This window comes from Enterococcus canintestini (assembly GCF_001885735.1).
GTDB classification, from domain to species: Bacteria; Bacillota; Bacilli; order Lactobacillales; family Enterococcaceae; genus Enterococcus_C; species Enterococcus_C canintestini.
Genome location: NZ_JXKG01000001.1, coordinates 98,331 through 112,784 on the forward strand (window position 1 = coordinate 98,331; position 14,454 = coordinate 112,784).

The 14,454-nt window shown below is 35.2% G+C and carries 17 protein-coding genes, 2 tRNA genes and 2 other annotated features; of the genes, 13 read left to right on the plus strand and 6 right to left on the minus strand.

What is annotated here, in order from left to right:
- Window positions 1–16 precede the first annotated feature (16 nt).
- A complete protein-coding gene (locus tag RU96_RS00475) occupies window positions 17–751 on the plus strand; it encodes an MBL fold metallo-hydrolase (protein ID WP_071863589.1) in 735 nt (244 codons plus the stop codon).
- A 52-nt stretch (window positions 752–803) separates the two neighbouring features.
- Window positions 804–1,808: a lipoate--protein ligase gene (lplA, locus tag RU96_RS00480; RefSeq protein ID WP_071863590.1), complete on the plus strand. Its 1,005-nt coding sequence runs from the start codon at window positions 804–806 to the stop codon at window positions 1,806–1,808.
- A 46-nt stretch (window positions 1,809–1,854) separates the two neighbouring features.
- On the opposite strand, the gene proS is transcribed toward lplA, so the two are convergent.
- On the minus strand, window positions 1,855–3,294 hold the full coding sequence (gene proS, locus RU96_RS00485) for a proline--tRNA ligase (RefSeq protein ID WP_071863591.1): 1,440 nt from the start codon (window positions 3,292–3,294) through the stop codon (window positions 1,855–1,857).
- 72 nt (window positions 3,295–3,366) lie between these two features.
- Window positions 3,367–3,570: a binding site (T-box leader), on the minus strand.
- 44 nt (window positions 3,571–3,614) lie between these two features.
- Complete coding sequence (locus tag RU96_RS00490) at window positions 3,615–5,459, minus strand: ATP-binding protein (protein WP_245813047.1); 1,845 nt, start codon at window positions 5,457–5,459, stop codon at window positions 3,615–3,617.
- A 330-nt stretch (window positions 5,460–5,789) separates the two neighbouring features.
- On the opposite strand from RU96_RS00490, the gene RU96_RS00495 reads away from it, so the two are divergent.
- The 4 genes from RU96_RS00495 (at window position 5,790) to RU96_RS00510 (ending at window position 8,127) form a co-directional block, all read left to right on the plus strand.
- Window positions 5,790–6,299 (plus strand): signal peptidase I, encoded by a 510-nt coding sequence (locus RU96_RS00495; protein WP_071863593.1) that lies wholly within the window; start codon window positions 5,790–5,792, stop codon window positions 6,297–6,299.
- A gap of 116 nt (window positions 6,300–6,415) precedes the next feature.
- Entirely contained in the window at window positions 6,416–7,096 is a 681-nt protein-coding gene (locus RU96_RS00500; protein WP_071863594.1) for an O-methyltransferase, read from the plus strand.
- 57 nt (window positions 7,097–7,153) lie between these two features.
- Window positions 7,154–7,972, plus strand: a complete 819-nt coding sequence (locus RU96_RS00505) for an alpha/beta hydrolase (protein ID WP_071863595.1) — start codon at window positions 7,154–7,156, stop codon at window positions 7,970–7,972.
- 81 nt (window positions 7,973–8,053) lie between these two features.
- Window positions 8,054–8,127 (plus strand) — tRNA-Arg (locus RU96_RS00510).
- A 503-nt stretch (window positions 8,128–8,630) separates the two neighbouring features.
- Here RU96_RS00510 and RU96_RS12980 read toward each other — a convergent pair.
- Together RU96_RS12980 and RU96_RS00515 are read right to left on the minus strand one after the other, a co-directional pair.
- Window positions 8,631–8,780: a hypothetical protein gene (locus RU96_RS12980; protein ID WP_169818334.1), complete on the minus strand. Its 150-nt coding sequence runs from the start codon at window positions 8,778–8,780 to the stop codon at window positions 8,631–8,633.
- A 250-nt stretch (window positions 8,781–9,030) separates the two neighbouring features.
- Complete coding sequence (locus RU96_RS00515) at window positions 9,031–9,687, minus strand: hypothetical protein (RefSeq protein WP_071863596.1); 657 nt, start codon at window positions 9,685–9,687, stop codon at window positions 9,031–9,033.
- Window positions 9,688–9,954: 267 nt separating this feature from the next.
- Here RU96_RS00515 and RU96_RS00520 point away from each other — a divergent pair, with 267 nt between their 5' ends.
- Window positions 9,955–11,004 carry a glycosyltransferase family 4 protein gene (locus RU96_RS00520; RefSeq protein WP_071863597.1) on the plus strand — a complete coding sequence of 350 codons (1,050 nt, stop codon included), beginning with the start codon at window positions 9,955–9,957 and terminating at the stop codon, window positions 11,002–11,004.
- Window positions 11,005–11,104: 100 nt separating this feature from the next.
- On the opposite strand, the gene RU96_RS00525 is transcribed toward RU96_RS00520, so the two are convergent.
- Window positions 11,105–11,737 carry a uracil-DNA glycosylase gene (locus RU96_RS00525; RefSeq protein WP_071863598.1) on the minus strand — a complete coding sequence of 211 codons (633 nt, stop codon included), beginning with the start codon at window positions 11,735–11,737 and terminating at the stop codon, window positions 11,105–11,107.
- A 169-nt stretch (window positions 11,738–11,906) separates the two neighbouring features.
- Window positions 11,907–11,978 (plus strand) — a sequence feature (ribosomal protein L21 leader region).
- Between the two features lie 19 nt (window positions 11,979–11,997).
- Between RU96_RS00525 and rplU the strand changes: the two genes are divergently transcribed.
- The 5 genes from rplU to RU96_RS00550 all read left to right on the plus strand — a co-directional run bounded on the left by rplU (window position 11,998) and on the right by RU96_RS00550 (window position 13,939).
- Entirely contained in the window at window positions 11,998–12,306 is a 309-nt protein-coding gene (gene rplU / locus RU96_RS00530) for a 50S ribosomal protein L21 (RefSeq protein WP_016172553.1), read from the plus strand.
- A 23-nt stretch (window positions 12,307–12,329) separates the two neighbouring features.
- The gene (locus RU96_RS00535) at window positions 12,330–12,674 is read left to right on the plus strand and encodes a ribosomal-processing cysteine protease Prp (RefSeq protein ID WP_071863599.1); all 345 of its coding nucleotides are present in this window, start codon (window positions 12,330–12,332) and stop codon (window positions 12,672–12,674) included.
- A gap of 12 nt (window positions 12,675–12,686) precedes the next feature.
- Window positions 12,687–12,980 (plus strand): 50S ribosomal protein L27, encoded by a 294-nt coding sequence (gene rpmA / locus RU96_RS00540; RefSeq protein ID WP_016172551.1) that lies wholly within the window; start codon window positions 12,687–12,689, stop codon window positions 12,978–12,980.
- A gap of 123 nt (window positions 12,981–13,103) precedes the next feature.
- On the plus strand, window positions 13,104–13,313 hold the full coding sequence (locus RU96_RS00545; protein ID WP_071863600.1) for a cold-shock protein: 210 nt from the start codon (window positions 13,104–13,106) through the stop codon (window positions 13,311–13,313).
- A gap of 68 nt (window positions 13,314–13,381) precedes the next feature.
- Entirely contained in the window at window positions 13,382–13,939 is a 558-nt protein-coding gene (locus RU96_RS00550) for a GNAT family N-acetyltransferase (RefSeq protein ID WP_071863601.1), read from the plus strand.
- Between the two features lie 64 nt (window positions 13,940–14,003).
- On the opposite strand, the gene RU96_RS00555 is transcribed toward RU96_RS00550, so the two are convergent.
- Window positions 14,004–14,076 (minus strand) — tRNA-Glu (locus tag RU96_RS00555).
- 192 nt (window positions 14,077–14,268) lie between these two features.
- Here RU96_RS00555 and RU96_RS12985 point away from each other — a divergent pair.
- Window positions 14,269–14,442, plus strand: coding sequence for a hypothetical protein (locus RU96_RS12985; protein WP_169818335.1), 174 nt, complete (start codon window positions 14,269–14,271; stop codon window positions 14,440–14,442).
- The last annotated feature ends 12 nt before the right edge of the window (window positions 14,443–14,454 follow it).

Below are 14,454 nucleotides of genomic sequence, written 5' to 3' on the forward strand. Positions count from 1 at the left end.
GGAAGGTGTGAAGAAGATGAAATTAACCGTATTAGGGTGTTTAGGAGCGTACCCTTATAAAGGACAAGGCACAACTGGCTATTTATTACAATCCGGTGACTTTAATTTATTATTGGATTGTGGGAGTACAACTTTAGTAGAGTTGGAAAAAAGATTGGACCCGCTAGATCTTGATGCTGTGATAATTTCTCATTATCATCACGATCATATTGCAGATTTAGGTGTTTTACAGTATTATTTTCAACTTTTTCCGGCTGAAAATAAGAAAATTTTGCCGATTTACGGCCATACTCTAGATGAATTTCATTTTAACGATTTAACTATGGCTGATGTTTCAGAAGGCCGTCCATATTATGAAAAAAAACAGTTGGATTTGGGACCGTTTTCTGTTACATTTATGAAGACGATTCATCCTGTAACTTGTTATGCGATGCGTTTTGTGGAAAATGATACAGGTAAAATATTTGTATTTACTGGTGACTCAGGTTATTTGGCAGAATTTAATGATTTTGCCAAAGATGCAGATCTCTTTTTAGCAGACACTTACCTGTTTAATGGCCATGAACACCACAAGGCACATTTTACCGCACAAGAATCGGGAACTTTTGCGAAAAATGCAGCAGTGAAAAAGCTTGTTTTGACGCATTTACCACAATTTGGTGATTTACAAGTGTTACAAGAACAAGCACAAACTGCAGCGGGCGCAATACCTGTGGAATTAGCTGCTGTTGGCAAGGAATTTTTGATTTAAGGATGAAACGTAGTAGATAGAAGTGTGTTGTTAATGAATAGGAGGATGTACTGTGATTTTTGTACCAAATGAAAACAATGACCCAAGAGTAAATTTAGCAATTGAACACTTTTTAGTTCAAGAGTATCCATTAACTGAACCAATTTTGTTGTTTTATATTAATGAACCATCTATTATTATTGGACGCAATCAAAACACAATTGAAGAAATCAATCAAGAATATGTGGATGAACATGGAATTCATGTTGTCCGTCGCTTGAGTGGTGGTGGTGCTGTTTATCATGATTTGGGCAACTTAAATTTCAGTTTCATTATGCCAGATGATGGCGACTCTTTCCGTGATTTTGAAAAACTAACTAAACCTATTGTCGCTGCCTTGCAAGAAATGGGCGTTAAAGGAGCACAATTAAAAGGTCGTAACGATTTAGTAATTGATGATCAAAAATTTTCTGGTAATGCGATGTATGCGACGAACGGGAGAATGTTTGCTCATGGCACAATTATGTTTGACAGTGATATTAATGAAGTTGTGAATGCTTTAAAAGTGCGTAAGGATAAAATTGAATCAAAAGGAATAAAATCAATTCGTTCTCGTGTCACAAATGTTAAACCGTTCTTACCAGCAGATAAACAAGACATGACAACAAAAGATTTTCGCGAAGAAATCTTATTGAAAATCTTTGGCGTCTCTGATGTAAAAGACGTTAAAACATATCAATTAACAGATAGTGATTGGGAAAAAATTAATCAAATTTCAAATGATTATTATCGTAATTGGGATTGGAATTATGGCCGTTCCCCTGAATTTGATTTAGAACGTCGTAAACGCTTTGCCATCGGTTCAATTGAAGTACGCCTAAATGTCCAAAAAGGTGTTATCACGGCTGCTAAAATTTATGGCGATTTCTTTGGTTTAGGTGATATTCACGATGTGGAACAAGCTTTAGTAGGTGTCAAATATGAAAAAGAAGCATTAAAAGCTGCGATAGAAAAAATTGATGTTCACAAATACTTTGGTAATATTACCAAAGAAGAATTTTTAGAATTATTATATTAAAAAAATCACGACCTTAATGGTCGTGATTTTTTTATGTTTGAGTTTATTAATAAGCGCGGGCAATCCATAAAGTATATTTAGCTGGTTTACCACTTACCAAGTCAAATTCTTTTTCCATTGGCACTTCAAAAGGAATATTACGGGTAGTAAAGCCAGTTTCTTCTTTGATTTTAGCTTCTGTTTCTTCACTACCATCCCAACCAACTAAGACAAAGCCAGGTACTGTTCCTTCTGCGTTAGATTTTTCAATATGGGCTTTTAGTTCAGCTAATGTATTAATATCATAATGTTCATTGGCTTTATTGCGTGCTCGTGCTTTTTCTAGTAAACGTTTTGGCATGATTTGCAATTGTTCTGCAACATAATCCTCTAATTCTGCGAAAGTGACAGTATTTTTTTCATCTAAATCTCGGACTTTAACCATCACATGACCATTTTCTAAATCACGAGGGCCACATTCAATCCGCAAGCAAGCACCTTTTAATTCCCACTCGTTAAATTTATAGCCAGGTGAATTATCCGTATCATCAAGACGTACCCGATAGCCAGCTTTTTTAAATTTAGCAAATAATTCATCTAATTTTTCCATAATCGCAGGATTTTTCTTCCAAGGTCCCACTGGCATTAAAACGATTTGGGTTGGCGCAACAGTTGGCGGAAAGACTAAACCTTTTTCGTCACCATGCGTCATAATTAATGAACCTAATAAACGTGTGGACATGCCCCAAGAAGTGGTATGCACATGCGTATGTTTATTTTCTTTGGTTAGGTAAGTAATATCAAAAGCTTCAGCAAATTTTGTCCCTAAATAATGAGATGTCCCAGCTTGCACTGCTTTACCATCTTGCATCATCGCTTCAATAGAATAAGTATCTACTGCACCAGCAAAACGTTCAGAAGGCGTTTTTTGGCCTTTATACACAGGAATTGCTAAAAACTCTTCAGCTAAACGGGCATATTCATCTAAAATTCCCATTGTCCGTTCTCTGGCATCTGATTCATTGGCGTGGGCTGTGTGACCTTCTTGCCATAAAAATTCAGAAGTACGTAAAAATGGCAATGTTTTTTTCTCCCAACGAAAGACGTTAGCCCATTGGTTAATTTCATAAGGTAGATCGCGATAAGAGTTGATCCAATCTGAAAAAGCAGAACCAATCATTGTTTCAGAAGTAGGACGTAAAGCTAACGGTTCATCTAGTTTTTCATCACCAACTTCTGTTACCCAAGGTAATTCAGGGGCAAAGCCTTCAATATGGTCCGCTTCTTTCATAAAGAAACTTTTGGGAATTAACATTGGAAAATAGGCATTGCGAATATCTTGGGTTTTCAAGAATTTATTAAATTCTTCTTGAATATGTTCCCACAATTCAAAACCATCTGGCCGGAAAATAATAGAGCCTCGGACAGGTGAATAAGCCATTAATTCGGCTTGTTGAATGGTTTTTAAATACCATTCGGTAAAATCATTTTTTTGTTGTTCAGACATGTTGTTTCCTCCTAAAATATTTACTATTTTGACTAAAAGATCAAAGGTCAAAATAAAAACGCATCTCATCCTAAAAAGGACGAAATGCGTGAATTTCGCGGTACCACCTTTATTGACTGGTTTACCAGTCCAACTCAAGACAAGGATAAGGGCCTTAACCCGATTATTTTCATAATCATTACCATCGGGAGGTTCAAAAAATTAGCGGGTACCAAATTTTCAGCAAGTCATTGGCTCTCTAAACCATAATTTTAATACTAATCCGACTGTCTCTATGCTAATGGTAAACACTAAAAATTGCAAGTTAAAATTATACTGAACTAGTTAAGTGAAAGTAAAAGCTTAATTTGATCTTTTGTTTCATCTTTTGCATGGTTTAATTGACCTTGGTATTTTTTGGCGATTTTTTCAATGACAAAAAGATCCAATACTTCTTTTTTGGGAAAATCAGTTGTAATCCCTTGTTCAAAAATATTCGTATGGTAGTGGGCGGTATGGCTACAATTAATTTCTAGTTTTTCTGCGCTATATTGTATTTGCAAATGAATTTGACGTTCTTTTGGATCGTGAATAGCATAAGTTTCACGCATCGCATGTTCAAGTAGATGGACTAAAATCTGACTTAAATCATCATCTGCTACTGTCAATGTTGCCGGTAATTTTGCCTCGAAATTTACCGCGATACTTCTTTGTTCAGCGTTTTTTTGGTAACGATTTAAAATCAAATTGGTTAACGTATGTTCAGAAAAAGAACCGATGATATCCAGTTGATTGGTTTCTTCTAAAAGTTTGCCTAAATATTCATTTACAGCTGGTAGATTACCATCTTCACCTAAGTCTTTGACTAACAGTAAATTTTGTCTAAAATCTTTTCGAAGTTGTTCTAATTCTTGTAGATGAGTAATGACAGAGGCGTGATTATCTTCTAATAGTTCCGTTTTTAATTCTAAAAAGTGCATTTGACGTTTGTTTTTTTCACTTCTGGCGACACCTTCAACAAGTGTATAAGTAAAAATAACGAGTAAAATTACAGCAAATAAAAGTCCTGAAATGTTGACCAGGTAAAAATTGGATTGCACGACACTTGTGATATAGATAAAGCAGTGGGCCATGGCAACTAAGACAATCCACGGGGTGCAAATGACAAAAAAACGATTTTTTTGGTGGGCTTCTGTAATGGCGGCAATGGTCGTCGCAAGTGTTCCAAAAATGTTAGCCGCATCGATATAAAATTTGACTTCAGGTAAATCCACTTTTGTTAAAACAGCCCAAAGTAAAATCGCTAAGTCAAAACTTATATGGAAAAATACCCACAGGCGATAATATTTTTGGCTTTGTTGCATCTTTAAGCAGTAATAGGAAATTAAAAAAATTGGTGTAAAAATAGCAAGTAACATCGCAAGCGTCGAATTAACTAAAGGACTAAATAATAAACCTGCTAAAATATCTCCTGCTGCAGCTTCCAAGGCGATAGTCAAAGCAAAGCAAGCTAGTAAAATCAATTCCCAATTTAAGCGCTGTTTTTTTATCAATTCAGCCCCGATAAAAATCATAATGGCAATACTGATAAAGGTGCAAACAATTAAGATTAAGATTTGTGGCATTGAGACAGAAACAATATAAGACATGAGCGAATCAGCTTCGCCTATGAAGACACGCGCTGGAATTCCCGCGTAATTTTTATAGGGGCTCTTTACTTCAATTCGTAAAATTTTGCCAACGTAGTTTTTGGGTAATTGAACCTCAGTCATAATGTTTCCGGGGTTTTTTTTGCCAAAAGGGGTTGGTTTTACCGTGTTAGGGTTATATTGATAGAGAATCTCCCCGTTTAAAGTAACGGTTAACCATTGGTGATTTCCTTGAATTAAGAGCGTAGGATTAGGTACTTTACGCACCATGGTTCTTTCCATGACCATCGTTTCATCAGTTGAAACGCTGTTTAGTCGTTTAACGTAACGACTTTTAAATAAAGTGATTGGATCATCTTTGGCATAATAGACCCAGGTATCTTTTATTTCGGCCATGCTTCCTTTAGAAAAAGGAGTATTTAAAGCTTGAATGAAAAAGATACCGATTGCCATGAAAACTAGTACCACTAACAAATAAGGAACCCAGCTGATTTTACGATCTTTTTTCTTTAAAATTTCATTATTTAATTTTTTCATAATGAGTATCGTAACCCTTCGTTTAGTTTAAATAAAATATGATTATTTTTTTGCTTAAGTATATTTTTATAGAATCTTTACAATAGAAATGTTTCTTTTAAAAATTACTATAGCTATTTGTAACGTTTTAAACCATTATACTTTAATTTTTTGTGTTATTAAAATAAAGATTTCTGTTTAAAAAAAGATAATAATTGTTTTATTTATATTTGTGATTTACTTGCTTAAAGAAAGGCTTAAAAAAGCTTTTGGGATTTATTCACTTTAAAACGTGTGATATAATCTAATTATAATTAGAGAAAAAGAAGAAAATTATGAGTGAGGTGTGGAATGGCTAATTTCAGACATATGGGCTTGTTGGGATCGATTATTGTAACTGTCGTGATGGCATTGGCTTTACTAATTACGCTTTTGCCACATCTTTTGGGGATGACAATTTCAATCGTAAAAGACGGGGATATGCAGCCTACTTATCCAAAAGGTAGCTTAATTTTTGTCCGCCAAGAAAATCCCCAAGATATTTATGTTGGCGAGGTTATTACGTATTACGTTAATCAAGGGGAAAGCATTCAAACACGACGGGTAGTAGCGAAAGAAGAAAATCAAGTTTTTTACACAAAAGGTGATGGCAATGAGCAAATGGAAATTGGATATGTTAGTAGTCGTAATTTAATCGGACAACCGGTCATTCATTTGCCTTACTTAGGTCATTTCGTTTCAAGTGAGTTGCTTGAGTTATTGCAACAAGTTTTTTGGTTAATTGCTGGCTTTATTACTTTAACGACAATTTGGCATCTATTTGAACATGTTATACATAATCGTCATGTCCGTAACTACTGAGGTAGAACGGACTTTTTTTGTTCTGAAAAACAGTTAATCGATAAGTAGAATAATTTGGTAAAAAGATTGCGGAAGTTTTTGTTCCTACGTATAATAGCAAAAGCGAGGTGGAGAAAATGTTAAATGAAATGATGGATCGACCAGTTGTAAATAAACGATTGGTGGAATATATGCGGACAAAGCAAAAATTTCTACCAGGCCAATTAGGAGAGTTAGAAAAAGATGCGCACAAAAGACGCGTACCAATTATTCCCCATGAAACAGTAGTCTTTTTACAATTTTTACTAGGCCAGTTAAAACCAAAAGAAGTTTTAGAAATTGGAGCTGCAATTGGTTTTTCTTCTAGTTTAATGGCGCAGTTTGTCGGGGATGGTCATGTCACGACGATTGATCGCTTTGATCTAATGATTAAAGAAGCTAAGGCTAATTATGAAAAATTAGGTTTAACAGATAAAGTCACTTTATTAGAAGGTGATGCTGCAGAAGTGTTACCAACACTTAGCGGACCTTATGATTTTATGTTCATGGATAGTGCAAAATCAAAATACATTGAATTTTTACCCGAGTGTTTACGACTTTTAAAGGTCGGTGGTGTTTTAATGGTGGATGATGTCTTTCAAGGTGGGACGATTTTAGATGCAATCGAAGATATTCCTCGTAAAAATCGCAGTATCCATCGCAAATTAAATCAATTTTTAGATCTTGTTTTAACGCATCCAGACTTAACTTCAACGTTAGTGCCTTTAGGAGATGGGGTTTTACTAATTACTAAAGAAAAAGAGACGATTGCTTTATAGTTTAATTTTCATTTAAGCTATCTGACTTATTCTTACTTTAAAAAGTGAGGATGGCAGATGGAAATAAAGAAGTTTTTAAAAGGAGTTTTAGTAGTGGGGCTTTTGGCATTTTTATTAAATAGTTTTCAGTTAGTAAAAGTAGAAGCTGAAAAAAAAGAACAACCCATCAGCCTTAAAAATGAAGCTTTGGTAATGGTTCCAGGGACAGGTGCAAGTGTCGATCGCTTTGATCAATTGCTTTTAAAACTACAAAAGACAAATGAAATAGATGTTTTGAAAATTACAGTTCAAACAAACGGACAGCTAACGATTAGTGGCAAACTCACCGCAGATAATCACCAGCCTGTGATTGTAATCGGTTTTGCTGATAGTTCAGAAGCAGCGGTCCCAAAACAGGCAGTCTGGTTTCAAAAAGCAATTCATTATATACAACAAACTTATAATGTGCAAAAATATAATTTTTTAGGACATTCCAATGGCGGCTTAGTGATGACTGATTATTTGGAATACATCTACCTTTCAATTGATCCTAAGCCAGAAAAAATCATTTTTTTAGGAACTCCCTTTAATGATGTAGGCTGGAAATATAATGAAATGACGCGCACTTTTACTACAGTGAAGGAAAATAGCGCAATTTTTGAGCGGTATAAGGCTAAAGCATTGCGTTTGCCAGAAGAGATAGACGTAATAAATATTGCTGGAAATGTTGCAACCGGTAATTCTGACGGTACGGTTCCGGTAACGAGTGTCTTAGCAGGACGACTCCTTTATGGCAATAGTCAAAGCTACCAAGAGGTAATCTTGACACAGCAAGCTAAGCATAGCCAACTTGTGACAAATCCCGAGTTAGTAGCTTTGTTGCAAGATTTTTTCTGATTAGAAGAAAAATAACACAATTATTAGCAAAACTAATTGACATTAGGTAGTCAGTTTTTTATAATTGACTTTGTTGCTGATGTCATAGTAGCTCAGCCGGATAGAGCATCCGCCTTCTAAGCGGACGGTCGGGGGTTCGAATCCCTCCTGTGACGCTAAAAAACCGCTAGGAATATTGATTCCCAGCGGTTTTTATTTGTTTATGTGCCAAGTTTGTGCCAAATCATACCTCATAAATGTTAGCTAAAAGATTTTCAACACGTTTTTTATTCTTTTGTCTTAGCTCTTCTACTACGTGAGCGTATGTTGTTTGAGTTATAGAAGTATCTTTATGTTCTTATGTCCTATTATTGAAAACAGAATAAAGTGGTATGGGTAAAAAAGTACACGAATTATTTTTGCTAAAAATGGTTGGAAAAAAGATTAACAACTGCATTATACACCTGAAAATGTTTAAAAAATAGTAATAAAAATCTTTACCAATAAGAGCTGATGGGCTATGTGCATATCCGTGGTTTAAGCGTTTATCTTACTGATAAGTGAAATTTTAGTATTGCGTGTGAGAATGTATGACAGAAAAAAGAACGATAGATAGCTCGTAAAAGAAGCCTCAGGAGTCAAACTGCTCCTAAGGCTTTTTTGTTTTATTGTAGGTCTATCATGAAATTGTAGAGCGGACAAGTTTAAAATGGATGGTTTTAGGTCTTTCAGGTTTCGTTTCACTTAAAGCAGTCTTAATGATTTTTTCACGGGATTTTTTATAATTATCAATACGACGGGCTAAAATTTCTTCTTTTGTCTGTTTCATAATAATCCCTCCTAAGATTAATGTATCTATAGGTTAGCACCATCTTGATGAGTTTTCGAAGATATTGCTTGTACGTTGATGAACAAAAAGACAGGCTAATGTGAAAAGTAAAAAGCAGTAGAGAAAAGGTGAAACAAAATAAAAACAGAACAATTCTTGTAAAAATAGCGTTTTTTATATCAAATTATGCTTCAAGAAAGTAAATATTTGAATTGAAAATTTCATTGTAGCTATGAAGAACTGTTGCCATTTAGCGTGTTTTGTTTAAAACAAAATCGTAATCATGGGTCGCTTTTTGATCGGAATTTGAAGCATCGATTTTTTTGGCAGTAAATTTTAGTTCAATTGAGGTAACCGCATCGGGATCGGCTAACTTTTCTAGTGGGTATGCAGCGGTGCCTGCAACGGTTTTGTGAGCTGCTAGGTCGCCACCAAACTCATCCATAGCTAAGTTTCCAGTTGTTTTTTCGCTAGCATTTGTTAGCAGAGTTCCTTTTTCTGGTTGGACATTAACCGGCGTGTCCCCAGTTGTAATTGTAAAATGAATTAAAACGTAGCCTTCATATTGCTTATCTTGATTATCTTTATAGTTTTTTATTTGGATAATTGTGCACTCGTCACTTGTGATAGTGACATTTTCCCAAGTAGCATCTGTCAACGTAACGTTATATTCTTTCGTAGCGATTAATTTTGCTTTAGTGGCCCCAGTTTTTTCAGCTAATTGCTGATATTTTGCTTGATTGATTAGTAAATCAGGGTCTTTTTCAGTTGCTGAAGTAGCGGTAGTCTGATGTAAGCTGTCGGTTGAATTATGTTGACTTGAAGCGAGAGTGTTGTCTGCTTTTTTTTGGCAGCCTGATATAAGCAATGTTGAGCTCAGAAATACTAGTAGCAATATTTTTTTCATAACAATCCTCTTTTCTATTGAAATAATTTCTATCTTTAATTAAATTTTAACATTTGCAAGGTGCAACGCAAGTCCAAAGTCAGGCTTTAGGATGATTTTATTCATTTTGGGCTTATGCTATAATTGTAGTGATCATAAAATAGACTGCTTTATTAATAGTCTAATTTTATTGAAACCTTTTTTCTCGCTTTATTTTATAGAGCGGAATCACTGTTGGTGAAAACGGTTTTCACTATTTTTTAAATTAAGCTTTGAAGGGATTTAATTATGTTAAAAATAACTATGTTTTCTCGCGCTGACACTGTTAAAGGCCAGGGAGTGGGGAGTGCTTATAATGAATTAATTAAAATGTTAAAAGCGCGTTTTAATAAAACATTTGATGTGCGTATTAACGAATATAAAAAATCGGATATCTCTCATTACCACACGATTAATCCTGAATTTTATTTGTCGACTTTTTTTAAACGACGTCGGGGTGTAACAGTAGGATATGTGCACTTTTTACCTGAGACTTTAGAAGGTAGTATCCACTTGGCAAAACCAATTCAAAAGATTTTTAATTGGTATGTTTTATCTTTTTATCGCCGTATGGATAAATTAGTGGTTGTAAATCCCAGTTTTACTCCGGAATTGATTAAAGCTGGAATACCGGAAAAAAAAATTAACTATATTCCAAATTTTGTCTCTAACGAAGAGTTTTATCAGATGACTCCTGATGAAAAAGACGAGTTAAGGAAAAAGTATCAAATTTCCTCTGATAAGTTTGTCATTTTAGGAGTTGGACAAATTCAAAAACGAAAAGGCGTTGATGACTTTATTCGGCTAGCAAAAGAAAATCCGGAAGTATCCTTTATTTGGGTTGGAGGATTTTCGTTTGGCAAAATAACGGATGGTTATGAAGAATATAAAGAAGTATATGAAAATCCACCGGCAAATTTAACCTTTACCGGTATAATTGATCGCAGTGAATTGGTTAATTACTATAATATTGCTGATATTTTCTTATTACCTTCTTATAACGAATTGTTTCCAATGAGCATTTTGGAAGCTTTTAGCTGTCAAACACCTGTGATGGTGCGTAATTTGGATTTATATGAGGCGGTTATTTCTGGCTACTATTTGGGAGCAGATGATTTTGGGGAAATGGATCGTGCCGTTAAAGCCTTGCAAACTGACGACGACTTATTAAAAAAATATGCTTGTTTAGCCCACGAGGCTTCAAATTATTATTCTGAAGCCCACGTAGGAGAACTTTGGTATGATTTTTATACTGGCTTATTAAAAACCGATGATGAAACAGAAAAGGCAAACGTTTAAAAACGCAACTACTACTTTTTGCTGATCTATTTTCAGCGTGGAAGTAGTAGCTGCGTTTTTCGCTTTTAAATTAGTAGCAAAGTCTAGTGAGTTACATGTGTTACAGTAAGTTACCAATTACTTGCCAGTCTGATTTTATCAGTGGTTCAAGCTTGCGATTGTAAAAAATAGCGGCTGGGTGAAATAAAGGAACAAGCGTATAATCTTCTTTTGACCAGATATAATCGTCCATGGTTTCATTTAATATTTGAATGGGATGCTGGATTATTTGGCCGTGATAATTAGAGATATTGTACTGATTTCCTAGAAGTCTTTTAAGGCCGATATTGCCGACTGGCGCGATTAATTTTGGCTTTACCTGTTTTATTTCATAATCCAAAATAGGCGCATGAGCTAAGACTTCTTTTTTAGTAGGCGTCCGATTGGGGTAAATAATTTCTTTTGTCCCTGTCTTTTTATTTATGCGTTCTTTGATGGCATAAGGACGACTACGAACGGCACTGGTAATATAAACATCATCTCTAGTTAAATTAACACTAGTGAAACACGCCATTAGTTCTTTGCCAGCTTGGCCACTAAAAGGAATAAAGTTTTCAATTTCTTTGCGTCCGGGAGCTTCACCGACAATCATCAGTTTGGGATAAAGTGGTCCTTGACCTGAGACAAATCCTTCTAAATTAAAATTTTGCGAACGTTTGTTTACGAATTCAACTAATTCCACTGGATATTCCATCCTCATCCCCTCCATCTTTAGTATAACGTGAAGAAGGTAAATAATAAAAAATGAGCTCTTAATTTAGTGTTAAAAAAGTGTACGTAAAAGTGATCTTCTAATTTTTAAAGAAAACTAATTGACGACACGCTTGTTTTTTGTTAAAGTGTAAATGTTGTAATTGTGGACTCCACAGCTACAACCGCTCAGAACAAGTATTAAGTACATTTTGTCACTTGGGATGGCGAGTCTAAGTATATTATAAGGAGGTGCTTTAGAGCATGTACGCAATTATCAAAACTGGTGGTAAACAAGTTAAAGTTGAAGTTGGTCAAGCAATCTACGTTGAAAAATTAGACGTTGAAGCTGGTGGCAAAGTCACTTTTGACGAAGTTATCTTAGTAGGTGGCGAATCAACGAAAGTTGGCGCACCAACTGTTGCAGGCGCAACTGTTGAAGGAACTGTTGAAAAACACGGTAAACAAAAGAAAGTTGTTACTTTCAAATATAAACCTAAAAAACACTCTCACCGCAAGCAAGGTCATCGTCAACCATATACTAAAGTGGTTATCGACGCAATCAACGCTTAATACTTGCGAGAAAGGTCGCACTAATGATCAAAGGGACATTCAAACGCAATGACTCTGGCCAGATTGTTACATTCACATTGACAGGACATGCCGAAGCTGGGCCATATGGTAGTGATATCGTTTGTGCTGGTGTTTCCGCATTAGCAATCAGTACCATTAACGGCATTGATGCTTTAGCTGGGGTTGCACCTAAAGTTGAAGCAAATGAATCTGAAGGCGGCTATCTTAAAATGGATGTCGTATCAGGTTTAACTCAAGAACAAACTAACATTGAACAAATTCTTTTAGAAAATTTGTTGTTAGGTTTACAGTCAATTGAAACCGAAAATAGTGAGTTTATTCAAATTAATACCATTACAGAAAAATAGGAGGTGCATCTCATGTTGATGAAAATGAATTTGCAATTCTTCGCTCATAAAAAAGGTGGCGGTTCTACTTCTAACGGTCGTGACTCAGAATCTAAACGTTTAGGCGCTAAACGTGCAGACGGTCAAACTGTTACTGGTGGCTCAATCCTTTACCGCCAACGCGGTACTAAAATTTATCCAGGTGTAAACGTGGGTAAAGGCGGCGACGATACTTTATTTGCTAAAGTTGACGGCGTAGTACGTTTCGAACGTAAAGGCCGTGACAAAAAACAAGTGTCTGTCTACCCAGTAGCGAAAGAAGCTTAATGAAATAAAAGGTGTTAGTATTCTAATGAATACTAACACCTTTTTTTGTAGTATATTAAAAACAAATAGCAGTTTTTTTATCAGTAAAGAGATATAAAAATGCAATAAAAAAGGAAGGATAAAATGGAAGGTCAAGTAAAGTCGTTTAATGAAAAGGGTGGCTATGGCTTTTTAGAAAATGAACATCATCAAGTGATGTTTGTTTATCGCGACGATATTATAAGTCCTGCTGATAAGATCTTATTGGATGATCAAAAAGTCGTTTATGATGTCGTGACCAATAAAAACGGTCAGAAAAAAGCGGTTAATGTAAAAGTAGTAGATAAAACCTAACAAAGCAAGTCATAAGTAGTTTGTCTAAGAAAACACCTTATGTTACGCTTTTTCAAAGGAGGAAGCTTATGAAAGAAACAATTCGGATGGCAACAAAAGAAGATGCTAAAGCGATACTTGCAATTTATGCGCCTTATGTCAAAGAGACTGCCATTACATTTGAATACGAGGTTCCTACATTAGAGAATTTTGAAGCGCGAATTAGTCAAACTCTAGCTCGCTATCCTTATTTGGTGGCAGAAAATGAGCAAGGGGATGTAATTGGCTTTGCCTATGCGGGGGTGTATAAAGAGCGGGCAGCTTATGATTGGAGTTGTGAAGTTACGATTTATTTAGCCCAGGGCATGGAAAGTCGCGGTTTAGGTTCGCGTCTTTACCAGGCGTTGGAAGCAGAACTGCAAAAGCAAAATGTTATTCAATTATTGGCTTGTGTGACTGCTGATAACATCAGTAGTATTAAGTTTCATGAAAAACTAGGCTATAAAGAAGTTGGAACTTTTTCTAATCTAGGTTACAAATTTAATAAATGGCATGACGTTTTATGGCTACAAAAGACGTTACAAAAGCCAGATGTAGTTCCCAAAGAATTTATTCCTAAAAATAAAAAAATGCGCATTACCATGTAGAATTCTAAAATGAGATAAAATCTCGCTATTTAGAATCAATACAAAATGCGCAAGTCTTTTTTTATAGCCTGTACGGGATTCGAACCCGTGTCTCCGCGCTGAGAACGCAGCGTCTTAAACCGCTTGACTAACAGGTCGTATTACATTTTTAATCTTAGCACTTTTTTATTTACTGTAAAGTAAGACGTCTTTTTAACTTACAAAATTGTTCGTTGGGTGATAGTTCTTTAAAAGGCGTATTACCTTTGATTTTGTTACACTGCTTTTAATGAATAAACAAGTGTTATTTCTATTTGAGAAAAGCATGAAATTTTGTAAGGAGTGAAAAGATGAGTGTAATCGGAGTGGGGAGTTTTATTTTTGGTTTGCTATTATTGGGAGTAGCTCTTTTAAAGAAAAAAACAGCAAAACAAAATATCGTGCTATCTGAAACATTTCAGTTGGCGGCGCTGTTAATTTTTGTCGGTTCTTTTATTATGTTTATGCCGCATCTGGGTATTTGAAGATCGTGTAAT

What these genes read in the sequence shown, in the direction of transcription:
- RU96_RS00495 (WP_071863593.1), top strand. Translation starts at nt 5,790, where the DNA reads ATGGCTAATTTCAGACATATGGGCTTGTTGGGATCGATTATTGTAACT.
- proS (WP_071863591.1), bottom strand. Translation starts at nt 3,294, where the DNA reads ATGTCTGAACAACAAAAAAATGATTTTACCGAATGGTATTTAAAAACC.
- RU96_RS00525 (WP_071863598.1), bottom strand. Translation starts at nt 11,737, where the DNA reads ATGGAATATCCAGTGGAATTAGTTGAATTCGTAAACAAACGTTCGCAA.
- RU96_RS00490 (WP_245813047.1), bottom strand. Translation starts at nt 5,459, where the DNA reads ATGAAAAAATTAAATAATGAAATTTTAAAGAAAAAAGATCGTAAAATC.
- RU96_RS00500 (WP_071863594.1), top strand. Translation starts at nt 6,416, where the DNA reads ATGTTAAATGAAATGATGGATCGACCAGTTGTAAATAAACGATTGGTG.
- rplU (WP_016172553.1), top strand. Translation starts at nt 11,998, where the DNA reads ATGTACGCAATTATCAAAACTGGTGGTAAACAAGTTAAAGTTGAAGTT.
- RU96_RS00545 (WP_071863600.1), top strand. Translation starts at nt 13,104, where the DNA reads ATGGAAGGTCAAGTAAAGTCGTTTAATGAAAAGGGTGGCTATGGCTTT.
- RU96_RS00515 (WP_071863596.1), bottom strand. Translation starts at nt 9,687, where the DNA reads ATGAAAAAAATATTGCTACTAGTATTTCTGAGCTCAACATTGCTTATA.
- RU96_RS12980 (WP_169818334.1), bottom strand. Translation starts at nt 8,780, where the DNA reads ATGAAACAGACAAAAGAAGAAATTTTAGCCCGTCGTATTGATAATTAT.
- rpmA (WP_016172551.1), top strand. Translation starts at nt 12,687, where the DNA reads ATGTTGATGAAAATGAATTTGCAATTCTTCGCTCATAAAAAAGGTGGC.
- RU96_RS00535 (WP_071863599.1), top strand. Translation starts at nt 12,330, where the DNA reads ATGATCAAAGGGACATTCAAACGCAATGACTCTGGCCAGATTGTTACA.
- RU96_RS00520 (WP_071863597.1), top strand. Translation starts at nt 9,955, where the DNA reads ATGTTAAAAATAACTATGTTTTCTCGCGCTGACACTGTTAAAGGCCAG.
- RU96_RS12985 (WP_169818335.1), top strand. Translation starts at nt 14,269, where the DNA reads ATGAGTGTAATCGGAGTGGGGAGTTTTATTTTTGGTTTGCTATTATTG.
- RU96_RS00475 (WP_071863589.1), top strand. Translation starts at nt 17, where the DNA reads ATGAAATTAACCGTATTAGGGTGTTTAGGAGCGTACCCTTATAAAGGA.
- RU96_RS00550 (WP_071863601.1), top strand. Translation starts at nt 13,382, where the DNA reads ATGAAAGAAACAATTCGGATGGCAACAAAAGAAGATGCTAAAGCGATA.
- RU96_RS00505 (WP_071863595.1), top strand. Translation starts at nt 7,154, where the DNA reads ATGGAAATAAAGAAGTTTTTAAAAGGAGTTTTAGTAGTGGGGCTTTTG.